The organism is Clostridioides difficile ATCC 9689 = DSM 1296, from assembly GCF_001077535.1.
Lineage (GTDB): Bacteria > Bacillota > Clostridia > Peptostreptococcales > Peptostreptococcaceae > Clostridioides > Clostridioides difficile.
The window spans coordinates 3,117,282-3,134,704 of sequence record NZ_CP011968.1; the positions used below are offsets into that span (position 1 = coordinate 3,117,282).

Annotated in this window: 12 protein-coding genes and 1 riboswitch; all 12 genes read right to left on the reverse strand. The window is 29.7% G+C overall.

Going from position 1 to position 17,423, the window contains the following annotated elements; all coding sequences use genetic code 11:
- Positions 1-204: 204 nt before the first annotated feature.
- The 12 genes from CDIF1296T_RS14750 to ruvC all read right to left on the reverse strand — a co-directional run bounded on the left by CDIF1296T_RS14750 (position 205) and on the right by ruvC (position 17,262).
- A complete protein-coding gene (locus CDIF1296T_RS14750) occupies positions 205-6,168 on the reverse strand; it encodes a M60 family metallopeptidase (protein WP_009897967.1) in 5,964 nt (1,987 codons plus the stop codon).
- Positions 6,169-6,291: 123 nt separating this feature from the next.
- Positions 6,292-6,377: riboswitch (cyclic di-GMP riboswitch) on the reverse strand.
- Positions 6,378-6,548: 171 nt separating this feature from the next.
- Complete coding sequence (locus CDIF1296T_RS14755) at positions 6,549-7,952, reverse strand: cell wall-binding protein Cwp9 (RefSeq protein WP_009897968.1); 1,404 nt, start codon at positions 7,950-7,952, stop codon at positions 6,549-6,551.
- Positions 7,953-8,413: 461 nt separating this feature from the next.
- The gene (locus tag CDIF1296T_RS14760) at positions 8,414-10,309 is read right to left on the reverse strand and encodes a cell wall-binding protein Cwp8 (RefSeq protein ID WP_009897969.1); all 1,896 of its coding nucleotides are present in this window, start codon (positions 10,307-10,309) and stop codon (positions 8,414-8,416) included.
- A 626-nt stretch (positions 10,310-10,935) separates the two neighbouring features.
- Positions 10,936-11,079: a six-cysteine ranthipeptide SCIFF gene (gene scfA, locus CDIF1296T_RS14765; protein ID WP_009891067.1), complete on the reverse strand. Its 144-nt coding sequence runs from the start codon at positions 11,077-11,079 to the stop codon at positions 10,936-10,938.
- A 65-nt stretch (positions 11,080-11,144) separates the two neighbouring features.
- The gene (locus CDIF1296T_RS14770) at positions 11,145-11,507 is read right to left on the reverse strand and encodes a TIGR04086 family membrane protein (RefSeq protein WP_004454083.1); all 363 of its coding nucleotides are present in this window, start codon (positions 11,505-11,507) and stop codon (positions 11,145-11,147) included.
- A 57-nt stretch (positions 11,508-11,564) separates the two neighbouring features.
- Positions 11,565-11,858 carry a preprotein translocase subunit YajC gene (yajC, locus tag CDIF1296T_RS14775; protein WP_003426573.1) on the reverse strand — a complete coding sequence of 98 codons (294 nt, stop codon included), beginning with the start codon at positions 11,856-11,858 and terminating at the stop codon, positions 11,565-11,567.
- Positions 11,859-11,991: 133 nt separating this feature from the next.
- A complete protein-coding gene (gene tgt / locus CDIF1296T_RS14780; RefSeq protein ID WP_009897970.1) occupies positions 11,992-13,113 on the reverse strand; it encodes a tRNA guanosine(34) transglycosylase Tgt in 1,122 nt (373 codons plus the stop codon).
- A gap of 78 nt (positions 13,114-13,191) precedes the next feature.
- Positions 13,192-13,677 carry a phosphate-starvation-inducible PsiE family protein gene (locus tag CDIF1296T_RS14785; RefSeq protein WP_003426576.1) on the reverse strand — a complete coding sequence of 162 codons (486 nt, stop codon included), beginning with the start codon at positions 13,675-13,677 and terminating at the stop codon, positions 13,192-13,194.
- Between the two features lie 11 nt (positions 13,678-13,688).
- The gene (gene queA, locus CDIF1296T_RS14790; RefSeq protein ID WP_009897971.1) at positions 13,689-14,714 is read right to left on the reverse strand and encodes a tRNA preQ1(34) S-adenosylmethionine ribosyltransferase-isomerase QueA; all 1,026 of its coding nucleotides are present in this window, start codon (positions 14,712-14,714) and stop codon (positions 13,689-13,691) included.
- Between the two features lie 317 nt (positions 14,715-15,031).
- Complete coding sequence (gene ruvB, locus CDIF1296T_RS14795) at positions 15,032-16,051, reverse strand: Holliday junction branch migration DNA helicase RuvB (protein ID WP_003426579.1); 1,020 nt, start codon at positions 16,049-16,051, stop codon at positions 15,032-15,034.
- A 106-nt stretch (positions 16,052-16,157) separates the two neighbouring features.
- Complete coding sequence (gene ruvA / locus CDIF1296T_RS14800; protein WP_003426582.1) at positions 16,158-16,760, reverse strand: Holliday junction branch migration protein RuvA; 603 nt, start codon at positions 16,758-16,760, stop codon at positions 16,158-16,160.
- Positions 16,753-17,262: a crossover junction endodeoxyribonuclease RuvC gene (ruvC, locus tag CDIF1296T_RS14805; protein ID WP_003422814.1), complete on the reverse strand. Its 510-nt coding sequence runs from the start codon at positions 17,260-17,262 to the stop codon at positions 16,753-16,755. The genes ruvA and ruvC overlap by 8 nt, the downstream gene beginning before the upstream one ends.
- Positions 17,263-17,423 lie beyond the last annotated feature (161 nt).

The window sequence follows — 17,423 nt, forward strand, 5'->3', positions numbered from 1 at the left end:
CCCGTCCTTATCTATCATTAACTAAGTGGATAAATTTACTTATCCACCTAGCTTTTATATTTAATTTATAAATTACCCTAAACTTATAGTTACATTTATATACTTTACTTTTAATATCTACTATTTTAAAACTATTCTAGTACCTAATCTTATTAGATATACAATGTTAGTGTTAGTATTTTTACGTTTTTAGAGTTCCACCTACTATTTATCTCTAACAATATTACCCTTTACTTTATTGCTTACAGTTATAACCTTCTTATTACTGATATCAATAGAATTTCTTGTAGCTTTTCTAGCTTTACTATTACTATCAGTAAGACTTATTGTCTTTAACTCATCATAATTCTTAGCTCCTACAGGTACATACATTGTATCACTTACAAATCTTTGACCTACTGGAGTATCTCCTTGAAGGTCATTGTATCTATATAGTTCAGCCTTAACCTTATCACTTAAAGAATCAAAGTTTTCTTTTGGCATATAGTAAACCCATGTACCTTTACTGATTTCACCTAGTTCACCTTTTTCTGGAACTTCTGCAAATAAAAGCGCTTCTCCAGATATAGTCTTATTGTTTTTATCTATAAGTAGTGGTAAATTAAATGCTGGATTTCCACTGTATTCACCTGTAATAACTATTGAACCCGCTGGAATCTTACCTGTTTCATCTTCACTTGTGCTAGAGTCATCACTTTGATATACATAATCTTCTGCTAATTTTCCAATTCCATTAGTACGAGTTTCGTCTGCATTATTCATTGTGCCAATTTCTATATTATCACCTGGAGGTCCTATTATATCTAATTCTGCAACTTCTATATTAGACTTATTATTTGAGATTAGTTTTACATATCTAGCTTGGTATGTCCAAAGTTTACCATCTTTATTAAATGTAACTCTAGCTTCATTATCTTGGTCTTTTCCTCCACCAACTAAATCTTGTCCATATTCAAAAGTTCCTTGACTTACATCTTCCCAGTTCTTTTTATCATTACTTACTTGTATTTTGTAATTAGTTAAAGGATTGTATGTTGTGCTAGTATTTTTTCTAAAGTTAAATAATCCTTTTAATGAGAACTTCCTAGCTTCTGCCTCTGGTTTTGTATATTTTAGTCCTACTATAGGTAATGTTTCTTTCATGTCTACCATTATATATGGATTTTCTTCTACATTTATATCAGGGTCTTTTTGAGGGTCTTTGTTCCACTCTGCTTTACTTATTATCTTTCCTTTATATGTAGTACTTGCATCATTATCTTTTATATTATCAATTTCAGGATTTTGTAATGGTCCATGTGAGTCATTTTCAGTTCTAACATCACCGTCAGAAACAGTATTTGTTATGAATGACCATGCTGATTTATTTATTTTCCCTTCATCTGATAATTTTACAGTACCAACTTCAAATTCTTCTGTTGGATTTAGGTGATAATCATATGCAACTACCTTATATGTAAATGCTCTGTTATTAAGAGGAGATATATTATCAGTAAATTTAGTCTTACTATTTCCTTTTGCATCCACAAATCCAACTGTTCTGTATTTTACCTGTGTTCCATTTTCACCATCTAAATAATTTCCATCACTTCTTATTATTTCGTATCCTAGTATCTTATCTTTATCCTTATCTACATCTAGGTCTATAGATATTTTATTAGATTTAACTAGAGAACCACTTTGTATTCCATCAGAAAAACTAGCACTTACTTTAGTATCTTTTGCCATACTAGCTATATTTTCATTTAAAATCTTTCTTCTAGCTTCGTCATTTACATATTGTATCTTTCTTGATTCTTTTTCGTAGTTCTTACTATCCATTATACTGTTTAATTCTGGTGTAATTTCTACTCCCCATGCCTTAAAGTAATCTCTTAAATCTTTTTCAACAACACTTGATGCCATTGCTACTAGCATTTGGTCTTTTGGTAAACTATTAATTGGGTCACTACTTGAAAGTGCTCTGTATTTTCTTGAAATCTTTGCATAGAATGTATCATTACTTAAATCAGCATCTGAGTTATTCTTTAACATTGAACCCGTAAAATCATCATCATAAGCTAGATGTAATTGCCATAACATTCCAAGCCTTTCAAATACATTGCTTGGTATACCTAAGCTATTTGAAGTTACATGCTCATATATCTTATCCATTGTTGAACCTTCAAGTCTTGAATGTGTCTTATCATCAAAGGTCTGAGCAAGTAAAGCAAGTACATTGTTACTAGTTTCGCTATATGTCATCTTTCCAATATCTGTAACATGTCCTATCTCATGACCTATTCCCCATCCAAATAAGTTTCCTCCTGTAGCTTTTCCACTATCATCTATTTGGAAAGGTACTCCATTCATAAGCCCTGGAACTGAACCATATTCTACTCCTACATGTAATCCAGAAGCATACATAAATGCTCCAATAAACATTCTTTGGTATTTTATGTTCATACGAGATTTTGGAGCCATATCATTTTTAGTTAAGTTAAATTCATTATCATCTACAGTTCCATTACCATCTAAATCTTGTGTTTTAAATACTCCTCTTTCTGAGTAAACTAAATCCATTATTTGTTCCCATGCAAGCATACTATTATATAATCTATCTACTTGTGTATTTAAATCAGCATTTCCTTTTGATATCCCTTGATATACAGCTGTTGCAGGAACATTTAATGTTACTTTATCACTTTCAATATCTGTAGTGTTTAACACACCAGTTTTTTCTGAATATCCATATGAATTACCAACATTTGTTCCTGGATAATATGGTTCTCCTTTTACAGCATCTTTATATTTAGCTAATTCTTCTATATATGCTTTTATCTTTTTCTTAGATTCAGAAACTCCCGCAGGACTCTTATCATTTATTGTTCCATTTAGATTAAGATGTGGTATCTTAGTAGCTCCTGCTACACGTACTTTTATATCTCCTCCACTTGGAGTATCTTCAGCGTATCTTATGTATAAACTTCCTCCACATTCTATATCTAAACTATGAAGTTTGCTTAATTGAATTACATTTTTTCCAGTGTTAAGATTTATTTCTCCACTCTTATATGCACCAGATTCTCCATAGTACTGTGTATATATCAACTTAGGAGTTTTTCCACTTTTACTTCCAACATATACTGTGATTTCATCTCCTGCTCTAGCAGCTACTCCTAATGCCTGCCAGTCATTTTGCATACCTAAATTATTGGAATTTACAGTATACTGTCCATTTTTATCTTTATATTTTCCTAATTTATTTATTTCTTGATTTACAGTAGTTACATCAGTAAGTGTGGCTCTATCATTATATAAGTCTTGAGCTAATTTTAATTCTCTCTCAATAACTGTCTTATATGGATGATATTCTCCACTAGCTTTATCTGGAGTATTTAATCTATCTTTTAATTCAGTTATTTTTTCTTGAGTTACATCTTCTTTTAATTCAACTTGTAGGTCATCCATAAATAGATTTCTTACATCATCTTCTATACTGTCATACTCATAAAACTTAAGTTCTGATATATTAGACTTATATGAATAGGATGAGCAAACACTTACTTGTATTTTGGTAGCAGTTATTGGTTCTTTTAATCTAACCATTACATACTTATTATTATTTATAGGGTCTGTCTTTGTTTCAAAAGGAACATCCCCCAGATTGTGTAATTGACCATTTTCATCCCAATATCGTACCTCAAAGTCATTTATTGTCTTATCAGAAACATCAAAACGAGGTGTAGCCATAAAAGTATCCATAGTATAAGATTTATCAAAAGTTATTATTGGTCCTCTATTCGTTCCCTCAGCTGCATTATATGTTGGGAATGTCCAATGTGTTGTAAAGTCCCCATCTACTACATTGAATTTATCAAATGGATTTTTATCACTATATTCACTTTTGTCATATCCTGCTGGATAAGTAACATCTACAATGTGATTTGTTGGTATTCCAAATCCACCATTCTCTTTAGGAGTATTAATTAATCTATAGTTAGGTGTTGTTGGTGCATCCATGCTTTCAGTTGTACCTATATATGTTTTAGACATTCCACTAGTTCCCAAGTGGTTAGTAGCTGTCATTCTAACTTCATATGTTGTATTATCCTTAAGACCTTCTATCTTTGAACTTGTCCCACGAATAAGCTTATCATTGTATTTTATCCAAGACCCATTAGAACCTTTTTCTTTATAGTACAAGTCAAAGTCTTTAGCTTGTTTATGATTTTTCCAGCTTACATCAAGAGATTTAAATTTACCTTTAACATTTATACCTTCTGGTGGTTCTGGTTTTGTGTCTGGAACAACTTGAAATTCTAATATACTATCTGGGCTAAATTGTATAGGTTTATAGTTTGAATCTACATTTTCTGGTACTCCGTCTAAGTTTTCTGGTGTTGCATCTTTATAACCACTAGACCAATCTCCATTTAAAGATTGTATGCTAACCCTATATAGTCCATATGCTTCTATATCTCTAACTTCTATTGTATTTTTACTAGTTTGTAATTTTTTAGTAGATAATACTTTTCCCTTACTATCAATTTTGTCTAGTATAAGTTCGTATGCTGATACATTTACTTCATTATTCCAATAAAAAGATATTTTTTCATTTCCAACAGCAGTGCTAGTCGATATTTTATTTATTTTAGGTATATTCATCTCTGGTTTTGGTATTTCTTTATATACATTGTTTAAAAATTCAACTTTTGATATTTCTGCAAGATTTCTATCATTTGCTGTTGTAGCTGTTATTTTTATAGTTATCTTTTTTACTGCTACTTGTTTACCAAGATTTATTACTATATCACTATTTTGAACATCTGCATATGTTTCTAATGCTGACCTACTATATGTAGATGTTGTAAAGTTATCATCTTTACTGATATTATCCCCTTCTTTTGGAGTATCTTCATCTGAATTAGGTTTATCCATTGATGAATTTTCTTTATCATTATTTTTATCTTGATTGGTATTAGAGTTTGCTTCTTGTTTATCGCTATTTTCCTGTTGTTTATCATTATTTTCATCTTTATTATTTGAGTTATTATCAGTCTGGTTTATATTTTCATCTTTATTATTTACTTCTTCTTGATTTACTTCTTCTTGTTCGTTATTTACTTCCTCTTGTTGCTCCTCATCTTTTAAGTTTTTCATATATTCTTTGTTTTCATAAGGAATCTGTTGAATATTACCATCTTTGTCAGTAACCTCAACTATTCCTTTTGCTGGAGCAGTACCTTCTGGAGCTTTTATATTGATGACTTCCATATTAAGTGCTTCTGATAAAGCTATATCCATTACTGCTGGTTTTTCCTCAGATATTTCATCATTTTTTGAAGATATTGTAACTCCATTATTTTCTCCACTAAATAAATTTTCTACATTACCATTAATATCTACATCACTATTTCCTTTTAATTCAACCTTACTTGTATCTACTATAGGATTGGTAGATACTATACTTTCTAGGCTTTTTGCATCTTCACTTTGTCCTAAATTTTTCTGTACATAATCTAAGTCAACAATATCTACCTTTCCATCTCTATTTAAATCAAATTCTCTTTTATTTGAATCTATATTCTCTAAAACCTTATTATAATCACTCTTATCTACTTTACCGTCTCCATTTACATCACCCATTAAGAATAATTCATAATTTAAAGGTTTATTTTTATTATCTACACTTGCTCTATTGCTTAATAAGACTCTTTGTGAATAACTTGATATATCAATGTCTTTAATTTCTTTGTTCTTAAATCCAGCTCCAGAGACTTCTACATTGTATTTTCCAACAGGTAAATTATTAAATACAATATTATAATATGATATATTCTCATCTTTATTTTTTATTTCACTTCTACTTGCAGATAATTTTTTTATAGTATATTCTATATTATCTGTCCCAACATTTACTGTTCCTGAATCTTTTTCTCCAAGCTTTATTATTCCACTATTGTTACTATCATCTTTTAATCGTAACTGCATATTAGTCATACTTTCTGACTCGCTATTTTTTATTGGCAGTGAAAAATTTAAATCTACTTCAAGACTCCCCCTTAACTTTTCTGTAACTGATTTTTCAACTGCCCTTAGCTTCCCCTCTAATATAGGTTCTGCAAAAACGTTTAGTGGTGCACTACACATAGATACTGCTAGTACACAAGATATTGCCTTTTTCATGAAATAACAATCCTCCCTTAATAAATATCTAATTTTTCATGAATTTAAATACTATAAGTTTCAGACAATAAAAAAAGACACTCAAAGAGAATCTTAATTATAAAATAAAAAGACTTTACTCTTTTTAGCAACTGGCTGATATGGCTTTAAAAGCTTTAATCCCTATAGTTTTGCGTCATTAGATTTCCCTAATTTTGCCATTTAATTTTCACTACTTTCTTACCCATTTTATACTATATTTAAACTTTTTAATACAATTTTTTTAGATTAAATTATAAAAAAATAACATTTATATTAATTTATTAATATAAATGTTATTTTCCATTATAATTTAATTATTTATATAGCTTCCTTACAAGCATAATTTTGTGTATATTTTCTTATTCTTTATATCTTCCATAAAATTCATGTGTAGCATATAGATTCTTATCTCCTGTTATAGCTATACCAAATCCCATTATTTCATACCCTTTATGCAACATATTAGTTCCTTCTTCTGGATTTGTCTTCCACTCATTAAAAATAAAGTTTCCTATATCATCTGCATCTCTATTTGTATATACAGGTTTATCTGGAATTTTATATTTAATTATATTTTCACCTTGAACTGCTATATATCCAGGTTTAATCTCACTCCAATCTAAGTATTTCAAAAAAGTAGAATATGAATTTTTTCCATTTATCGTATGAGATAAAGTCTTCTTATTTGCCATTAAATTAGACCAATCATTTGCTAGACCCTCTAATCTGCTTGCTACAGATAACGCTCTTACTCCATTCTCTTTTCTATACTGCTTTGTAAGAGCATATACTTTACCCTTTATTCTCTCTTTAAATGCTCTATCATTTGGATTGTAATATAAACCTTGTTGATTTGGTGAAGCTTGATTTATACATTGCTTGATAACATTCTGATTTATGCCTCCTAGTACAGTCAATTTGTCTGCACCACTTAAAATACTCTTGTTACTGCCATTTTCAACTAAAACTACAGGAGCATTTTTTGCTATTGTAGAGGCAGCCAAAGCGTCTGTTAATTGTAAGCCTTTACTTAGATAAAATTCTTTACTATTTTTATAAAACTCTTGTATAACTATCTTATTAGTTTCAAATCTATCTGTGCCACCCAATCTAATAGAATTTGTGCTCTTAACTAATTCGTCGCTGATTATTTCACTAGAACCAAGCGCATAACTCTTTAAGCCTGTCGTGTCAAATCCCACACTATTTCCATCTGTAAGTATTATAGGTACTCCATCTCTAGCAGCTACTGGTGATGCACTTATCGCATCTGCTTCTCCTGTAAATCCATTGGCTATAATTACTTTATCTATTGGCTTAATTTCTTTGATTTTTTCAGCTATTTTTATACTTGTATCAAATCTATTTTCACCAAATATTCTTTGTACAACCTTCTTTTTGGATAGTAACTGATTCTCAACATTTTTACTTATTGTTGATTCTGAGCCTATTATATACACAGTCTTTGCTTTGTTTAATCTTTCCATAGTTGTGTTTGGAATCTGGTTTTGTTTTGTCATCAAAATAGGCGCATTTAAGGCTCCAGCTAAACCACTTGCACTTAGACCATCTGCTAAGCTATTATCTGAGTTGATTAGTATTGCTGTATTGTAGTTTTGCTTATCTGCTATTTTTGCTGCTGTCTCATATCTGTCATTCCCTTTTATTTGCTCAACTGATGTCAACGCATTTACCATAGGAGTATTTACCATTACTAAAAATAGTGTAAGTCCTATAGCTAATATCTTTTTACTATTCTTCATATTATTTTCTACCCCCAATGTACTTTTCATATTTTTTATTAGTACTCATACTTATTTTTAATCAAAAGTTACAATTTTGTTACCATATTTTATATATGATACCATAGTTATCCATACAACTCAAACAATATACCTAAAGTTTTTATTCTCTATAAATTCAAAACATTATAATTTATTTTATTTAATTAAGTTATAAGTTCAAAATAATTTATGTTAGTAATATGTTTAATCATTATAAGAAGTATCTTTTTATAATAATTTTTGCAATATGAATTTCTCAACATTATAATCAAAAAATAAAATAAGGTATCTCAATCTAATTCTAAATGAGACACCTTATTTTTATTATTTTATCTTGTTATTTGTATATTTTATAATATCTACACTATGTCTTACATATTAACGCATTGTATAATCATATATTATCTAAATAAACTTTTAATATTAATTCCTATATCTTATTAGTTCTTAGTAAATAAGTTTATTTTTTCTGCTATTTTTTCAATAGCGTTTTTAGCTATTCCTTCACCTATTTGTACTAACTTAGTAGCATTCTTAAGTCTTAACTCAACTACTTCTTCTTGTGATTTAGAAAGTTCTTCTGTAGTTAATACTATTGGAGCCTTTGAACTAGCTGCAAGTGGTGCTGCTGTAAGTGCATCAACTAATTGTCCATTTCCACCTACATAACCATCTTTTGCTACATATGCTTTAGTTGCACCTGCATAGTATTTATTGATTACTTTAGCATTAGTATCTTTTCTATTTTCTCCAGCTAATCTTTCAACTTTATTATTTAAATCTATATCAACTAATTTGTCTTCAACTTCTTTTGATACAGAATTTTCTCCACCCACTATTTCTAATTCTTTTCCTTTTAATAATTTTTCAGCATTTGCATCTAATTCGTTACCTGTAACTATTATTGGAGCACCAAATTGAGCAGCTCTAGCTGATATACTCATAGCATCAGCTTCTCCATTTCCACCTACTACAAAAGCAGTCTTAAATGTATCTTTTAATTGTTTTGCTATTTCTAAAGAAGTTTCAAATCTATCTTCTCCAGAAACTCTCTCAACTTTACTTAAACCTAATTTAGAAAGTTTTTCTTCAGTTTCTTTTGATACTTTAGATTCTCCACCTACTATATATATTTTCTTAGAAGATAGATTACTTCCAAGTACTCTTAATATTTCAGCTTCTATTTCTGATGGTAGTGAATCTTTTTTAGATAATAATATTGGTGCATTTTTTTGAGAGGCAAGTGGTGCTGATGCTAATCCATCAACTATAGCATCTTCTCCAACTAAAATTATAGCTTCTGCTTCTCCATCTTTGAATCTCTCTTTACTAACTTCTACTGCTGTTGTAAATCTTGAATCACCAGATAAAACTTCTACTTTTAATTCTTTTCCACCTTTTACATCAGTTAATACTTTGTGTAAGTCTCTAACTAACTTATGGTTTTTACTTGAAACACTTATTGTTTCTGGCTTTTCATTTGCCTTGCTTAAAACTATATCAAAGCTTGATTTTTCTGGTTTATCTTTATCATCACTATCTTCTTGTTCTTGAGTAAGGATTGCTTCATTTTCAAATGTTAAAGCATATCCATTTTTAACTTTATTAACTATTTCTCTTCCTAATGTAGTTAATCTAATTCCATCAAATAATTCTTCTGCTGATATGTCTTGTAAATCTGCGTTTTTAACTGTTATCGTATGTAATTCTTTTGAATCTATGTCACTATAACTCTTTTCATAACCTTCAAAAGTACCTTCTTCTGATGTTATCACTTTTGAGAAATCTAAATGTTGGTCTCCTACATTTAATGTAATAACATTTGCTGAATCTTTTGCTCTTTTTACTTCAACTGTATTTGTAGATTTTATAGTTGCTGTTAACTTGTTATCAGAATCTTCTGCTAAAGTTGCATTGTAAGCATTAACTGCATCTACTATTTCTTGAGCAGTTTTGTAGTTTTCAATTTTATAGTCAACTACTTTTCCACCTAACACTTGATGTCCTTTATCTTGAATAGTAACTTTTAAACTTTGCCCTTCTGTTAAAGAGTTTATCTTATTTTGTAATTGAGTTGCATTAGTTAAGTTTACATTGTCTACTTTTATATCGTAAACTCTATCATTTACATTTGCTCCTGCTTTTGTATCTTCAAACTTAACTTCTAATGCTTTTCTAACCTCTTCGATTAGTTTAGCAGAATCTTTCGCACTTACTGTGTAATTTTTATCAACATTTTCTGTCACAGTATTGTCTGCGAATATTGGTGCTGCTGCACTCATAACTGTAGCACCTGCCATTACTATTGCCATACTTCTCTTTTTGTTGCTTAACATATTTATGTCCTCCGAATATTATTTTTTATTTTTTATATTCGTATTTCCCACACATAAATAATATTATATATAATATTATTTTTCAATATATTTTATGTGTTTACATAATTTACTAACACAAACACTAATAATATCTTCTTGAACCCCTTCCCCCTACTTAGCTCTCTATAATTATGCTCAAAGATAGAAATCCCTATTTTATAGTGATTTTCTACTAAACAATCATATACTAACAAAAGTATTCAAACTCCATTTTTATATACTACTATGCACTAATTTTTGCTTTACTCTTATTACTTAAATATATATCACTAAATTAATATCTATCTCCATATATTAAAATATATAACATATTATAAAAATCATCATAAATTAGAGTTTAAAATTAAAAATTATTCTAATACATGTAATTGATAAAAAATAAAATATAAGAGTAGCTACTTTAAAATAAATGTTCTTATATGATTAGATATTTTTGCATAATTAAACGATAAGAAATCAAATTTAATTTTACATAAATAGAATATATATTTTTATATAATAATTGAAAATAAAAGAGGATACCTCATAATGATAAAAGAATCACTTTGAGATACCCTCTTACAAACAACTAAATCAATAATTTTCTATCTTTCACACTCTTGATTTGCAACTGTACAAGAAGTTTTACAAGCTGATTGACAAGAAGTTTGACACTCTCCACATCCACCTTTTGCAGCACTTTGCTTTAAAGTAGCTTGAGATAAAGTTTTTACATGTTTATTTTCCATTTTCAACGCCTCCATTTCTAATTGTTTCCTATTGATTATATCATAAAACTACTTTAATATAAACTCTATTTAAAGTTGACACCCAATACGCCTCCAATGCCTCCTGCTGCTGATATTAGCAATAACTTATAAATCATCCCTATTTCAAATACAAACTTTTCTTGTGCTAAAAACACAGTCAAAAAAATACATACTATGTACAAAAGTCCTACTAAAAGCCCATACATAAGTCCTTTTTCTTTCATGTGTTTTGAAGTGTAAAACCCTCCTATAGCTGCAGAAATAGTAGTTATAAATGATGAGACCATAGTTATATTATCTCCACCAATATCTGTAAATGTCAAAAATAAGTTATACACTAATAAAACAGCCAAAGTTATTATATATGCATATCCTAGACCTTTAAAAATATAATTAGATTTTCCCATAAAAAAACCTCCTCTCAAATTAATATATATTCGAGAAAAGGCTTTTAAATTACTAATTTAGTCTTCTTCTATTTCTTCTTTTTTAGATTTAACAGTTCCTATAGCCCATTTTTCAAATGGAACTTTAGTTCTATTTGGTCCTAATTCTAATATTACAACATCATCTTCAACTTTAGCTACATTAGCTACTATTCCACCTATTGTAATGACCTTGTCTCCTACACTTAGGCTACTTCTCATTTCTTTTAATTGTTTGTCTTTTTTCTTTTGAGGTCTAATCATTAGGAAATAAAAGATTGCGATTACTACTACCCATAGACCTATACTCATAATTATTTGTTGCTGTGGCATTAATTTTTCACTCCTTTGTAAATTATACTCTTTTGTAAATCATAATAAATGTTTATATAACAATTTACTTTCTCTATCTTTGAGTACTATTGAATATTATATATTAAAATGATTATAATTAATAGTGCAAAACCTATATTTCATATCCATATTTTGCAAAAAATTCATTTCTAAAATCAAGTAATCTATCTTCCATTATCGCTTGTCTTATTTGTTTCATTAAATTTAATAAAAAGTGAAGATTATGAGTAGTTATTAATCTTGCACCCAGTATTTCATTTGCTTTTATAAGGTGTCTTATATAAGCTCTTGAATAGTTTTTACAAGCATAACAATCACATTCAGGGTCAAGTGGAGTAAAGTCTTCAGCATAAGTTGCATTTCTAACTACTACTTTACCTTGGCTAGTCATTGCAGTTCCATTTCTAGCGATACGAGTAGGTAGGACACAATCAAACATGTCTACTCCTCTTATAACACCTTCTACTAAGTCATCTGGACTACCAACTCCCATTAGGTATCTTGGTTTATCCTTTGGCATAAGTGGAGTTGTATGCTCTAACACGTCATACATAAGTGGTTTTGGTTCTCCAACACTAAGTCCACCAATAGCATATCCTGGTAAATCAATATTAGTTATTTCTTTCGCTGATTGTTCCCTTAAGTCTTTATACATCCCACCTTGTATTATACCAAATAAAGCTTGCTTGTCGGTATTATTATGGGCATCTTTACATCTTTTTAACCATCTTGTTGTTCTTTCTAAAGAATTTTTTACATATTCTCTATCTGATGGGTATGGTGCACACTCATCAAATGCCATCATTATGTCTGAACCCAATGCATTTTGTATTTCCATAGCTTTTTCTGGAGTTAGAAAATGTTTTGAACCATCTAAGTGTGACCTAAATTCTACACCTTCTTCTTTTATCTTTCTTAAAGGCCCTAGACTAAATACCTGGAACCCTCCACTATCTGTAAGTATTGGTTTATCCCAATTCATAAACTTATGAAGACCACCAGCTCTTTTTATAAGTTCATGACCTGGTCTCATATATAAATGGTATGTGTTACTAAGTATTATTTGTGAACCAATCTCTTTTAATTCTTCTGGTGTCATAGATTTTACAGTTGCTTGAGTTCCAACTGGCATGAATATTGGTGTTTCAATAATCCCATGTGGAGTGTGTAATCTTCCTAACCTTGCACCACTCTGCTTACAAGTCTTTATCAATTCGTATCTTACTGCGTACATAAAGTTCTCCTTAATCATATTTATTTCTCATTATTTCTTAAGATATATTTGTAATAAGCTATTCATATAATTTATTGTCTAAATAGATTTATCTTCGTCTTCTTTGTTCTGTTGTTCCTTAATTGCTTCTTCATCATGAATACTCATTATATTAAGAGCACTCTTGTCTTTTGTTACTAAAAACTTTTTTATAGCAAATAGTCCTGCTATAGCTATAACTCCTATTAAAACATCTATCATACCTTCATTTTTAGGCAGTAGCAACATTTTTCTAGCTATTGCGTAAAGTAATGCCTCAATAAATGCTCCTGGTATATGAAGAGATAGCATTACTACAAGTTCAACACCTATTACTAAAAGTAATATTTGTGCTAAAAAATCATTAAGCTGACTGTATTGTACTGGATTTTGAAAATCAACTATATATGCTCCCCACATAAGTCTTAGAACATCTATAGTTCCTAAAAATACTGCTATTAGAACTACTACTGCTAAAACACGTTCAAATATAAAAGCAATCTTTAATATAGGGTTATTCTTTTTTTGTTTTTGTAAACTATGCATCCATTACCTCCCTACTTTATAATCATAGCATCTCCAAAACTGAAGAATCTATATCTTTCTTTTACTGCCTCATTATATGCATTTAAAACATTATCCTTTCCACAAATAGCACTTACTAACATTATTAGTGTAGACTCTGGTAAGTGAAAATTAGTAATAAGTTTATCTAAAACTTTAAATTTATAACCTGGATATATAAATATTTCTGTCCATCCACTAGTTTCTTTCATCTTTCCATCCTCATTACAAGCTGATTCTATAGTTCTACAACTGGTAGTACCAACACATATTACATTTTTTCCATTTTCCTTTGCTCTATTTATTTTGTCAGCTGCTTCTTGGCTAACCATATAATATTCTGAATGCATCTTGTGATTTAAAACATCCTCTACTTTTACTGGTCTAAAAGTTCCTAAACCAACATGTAGAGTTACAAAGGCTATATCTACACCTTTTTCTTTTATTTTATTTAACAATTCTTCTGTAAAATGTAATCCTGCTGTAGGTGCTGCTGCTGAACCATTATGCTTTGAATAAACAGTCTGGTATCTTTCTTTTTCATCTAGTCTAGCAGTGATATATGGAGGTAGTGGCATATTTCCAAGTTCATCCAATATTTCTTCAAAAATTCCATCATAATGGAATTTTATAATTCTTGAACCTTCATCTGATAAATCTACAACTTCTCCAATTAGCTTTCCATTTCCAAAAGAAAATTTAGTCCCTACTTTTGCTCTTTTTCCTGGTTTTACTAAAGCCTGCCAAGTATCTTCCTCTGTTCTTTTTAATAATAAAAACTCTATTTTACCTCCAGTTTCAAGCTTCTCTCCTATTAATCTAGCTGGTATAACTCTAGTATTATTTAATACTAAGCAATCTCCTGGATTTAAATATTCTATTATATCTCTAAATACTTTATGTTCAATATTACCTGTCTCTTTATCTAATACCATCAATCTTGAGCTAGCTCTATCTTCTATAGGAACTTGAGCTATAAGTTCCTGTGGTAAGTCAAATTTAAAATCACTTGTTTTCAATGTTAAACTTCCTCTCTTAAAATTTCTCCAGCTACAATAATATCAAAAAAACAACTTATTTTCCACAATATTACCATAATCTATCAAGAAATTGCTATTTTTAACAGACACCATATCCACAATATATAGATATTTTTCCACGATATACATGTCTTATCCACAATATATAGATACAATACACACAATTTTTATCGTGTTTATCCACAGTATCTACAGATATAATTACCATTTTGTGGATATGTTTGAATTTTTAGCCATTTTAGAAATATTTTAATTTAATGACTCTTTTATTTTATAAATACTCGTATAATCTATTTTTATTTTTCATTAGGATATGGAATTTTTAAGTGTTCATATGCTAATGGCATGGCTACTCTTCCTCTAGGACCTCTATTTATAAATCCTAATTGAAGCAAATATGGCTCATATACATCTTCTATTGTATTTCTATCTTCTCCGATAGAAGCTGCCAATGTATCTAAACCCACTGGTCCTCCTCTAAATTTTTCTATTATAGTCATAAGAAGCTTCTCATCTACAAAATCGAGACCCAAACTATCGACTCCTAAAAGTTCCAGAGCATCTTTTGCCACCTTATCAGTTATTTTTCCATCAGCTCTAACTTGTGCAAAATCTCTAACTCTTTTTAGTAATCTATTTGCTATCCTTGGAGTCCCTCTTGAACGTTTTGCAAGTTCTAATGCTCCATTAGACTGTATCTCTGCATCTAAGATGCTTGAAGACCTAAGTACTATTTTTGAAAGTTCATCAACTGTATAATAGTCCAATTTACAAATAACACCAAATCTATCTCTAAGTGGATTTGTAAGCATACCAGCTCTTGTAGTAGCTCCAATAAGTGTAAATTTAGGAAGGTCAAGTCTTATGCTTCTAGCAGATGGCCCTTTCCCAATTATTATATCTAGGCAAAAATCCTCCATTGCTGGATATAAAACTTCTTCAACACTTCTATTGATTCTATGAATCTCATCTATAAATAAAACATCATTTTCATTTAAATTCGTAAGTATGGCTGCCAAATCTCCAGCTCTTTCTATTGCGGGTCCTGACGTAATTCTTAAATTTACCCCCATCTCATTTGCTATTATACTTGCTAGTGTAGTTTTTCCAAGACCTGGTGGTCCATATAAAAGCACATGGTCTAACTGCTCATTTCTCGATTTAGCTGCTTCTATAAATATACTAAGTTGTTCTTTGGATTTTTCTTGACCCAAATAATCTTCTAAAGTTTTTGGTCTTAAACTGTTTTCTATATCTATATCTTCCATCTTCATTGTAGAAGTTATTATCCTATTTTCATCTTCAAAACCTTGCATTTATACCCCTCCTCTCATACTTTTGAAAATCTACTTTATATATTTTCAAATTTACATAAACTCCTTAAATATTGTTTTAAAATCCAAATATTATAAAATCCAAATACTATTTCAAAGATTTACTCATTATATATGTAAGTGCTTTCTTTATAATAGCTTCTGTATTCATACCATCTTTTTTACATTTTTGAACTGCCTCTTTTGATTCCGACAAAGTATAGCCTAAAGCTACAAGTGCATCTACAGACTCATCTTGTGATATCAAGGTAGGTTTTTGTGATAATAACGTTGGTTCAAACTCTATGTTATTTTTGTCTACCTTATCCTTAAGCTCTAAGACGATTCTTTCTGCTGTCTTTTTACCAACACCAGGAGCTTTGGATAATTTTCCAATGTCTTCACTTAAAATATATGCTCCTAACTGTGCTGGTGATGCAAATGATAGTATTGAAAGCGCCACCTTAGGTCCTATTTTAGATACAGATGTTAGTAATTCAAACATCTTAAGTTCTTCCCTACTTACAAAACCACAAAGACTCATATCATCTTCTCTTACAATTAATTTAGTATATATTTTTGTGGCTTCTCCCACTTGTAAATTCATTATTGTATTGGATGATACATTTATTTTATATCCTATCCCATTATTTTCAACAACTATACTGTCTATATAAATTTCTTCTACTGTACCTTTTATATAACTATACATACTTACCACCTATATTCTTTAGAGTTTTTTCAAGTTTGTTTGAATGAGCATGGCAAATAGCCACAGCTAAAGCATCTGCAACATCATCTGGTTTTGGAACTTTTTTTAGACTTAAAAATGAAGTTACCATCTGTTGAACTTGTGCCTTATCTGCTCTCCCATATCCAACTACACCTTGTTTTACTTGAAGTGGAGTGTATTCATATACAGGCTTCCCATTATGAGCACATGCAAGCATAGTAACACCTCTAGCTTGTGCAACTGTTATAGCTGTTTTTACATTCTTGTTAAAGAATAATTCTTCCATTCCAACTTCATCTATATTGTAATTCTTTACTATTGTATCAATTCCTTTATACACAAGTTCCAATCTTCTCGATATATTCATATGGGCAGGTGTTGTAACTGCTCCATAATCGATTACTTTAAACTTGCTATTTTTGTATTCAATTATACCATATCCAACTATGGCTATACCTGGGTCAATCCCCAATATTATCATTTTTTAAAATTCCCCCTAAAAATAAAAGAAATACCAAAATGTATTTCTCATAAAAACTTATGTTCTAAATCATTATATCATAAATAATATTAACAAATCATAAAATGCTCTATGTAAAATATAAAATCAAATAAAAAAGTTATATCAAAGCAAGATTTTAC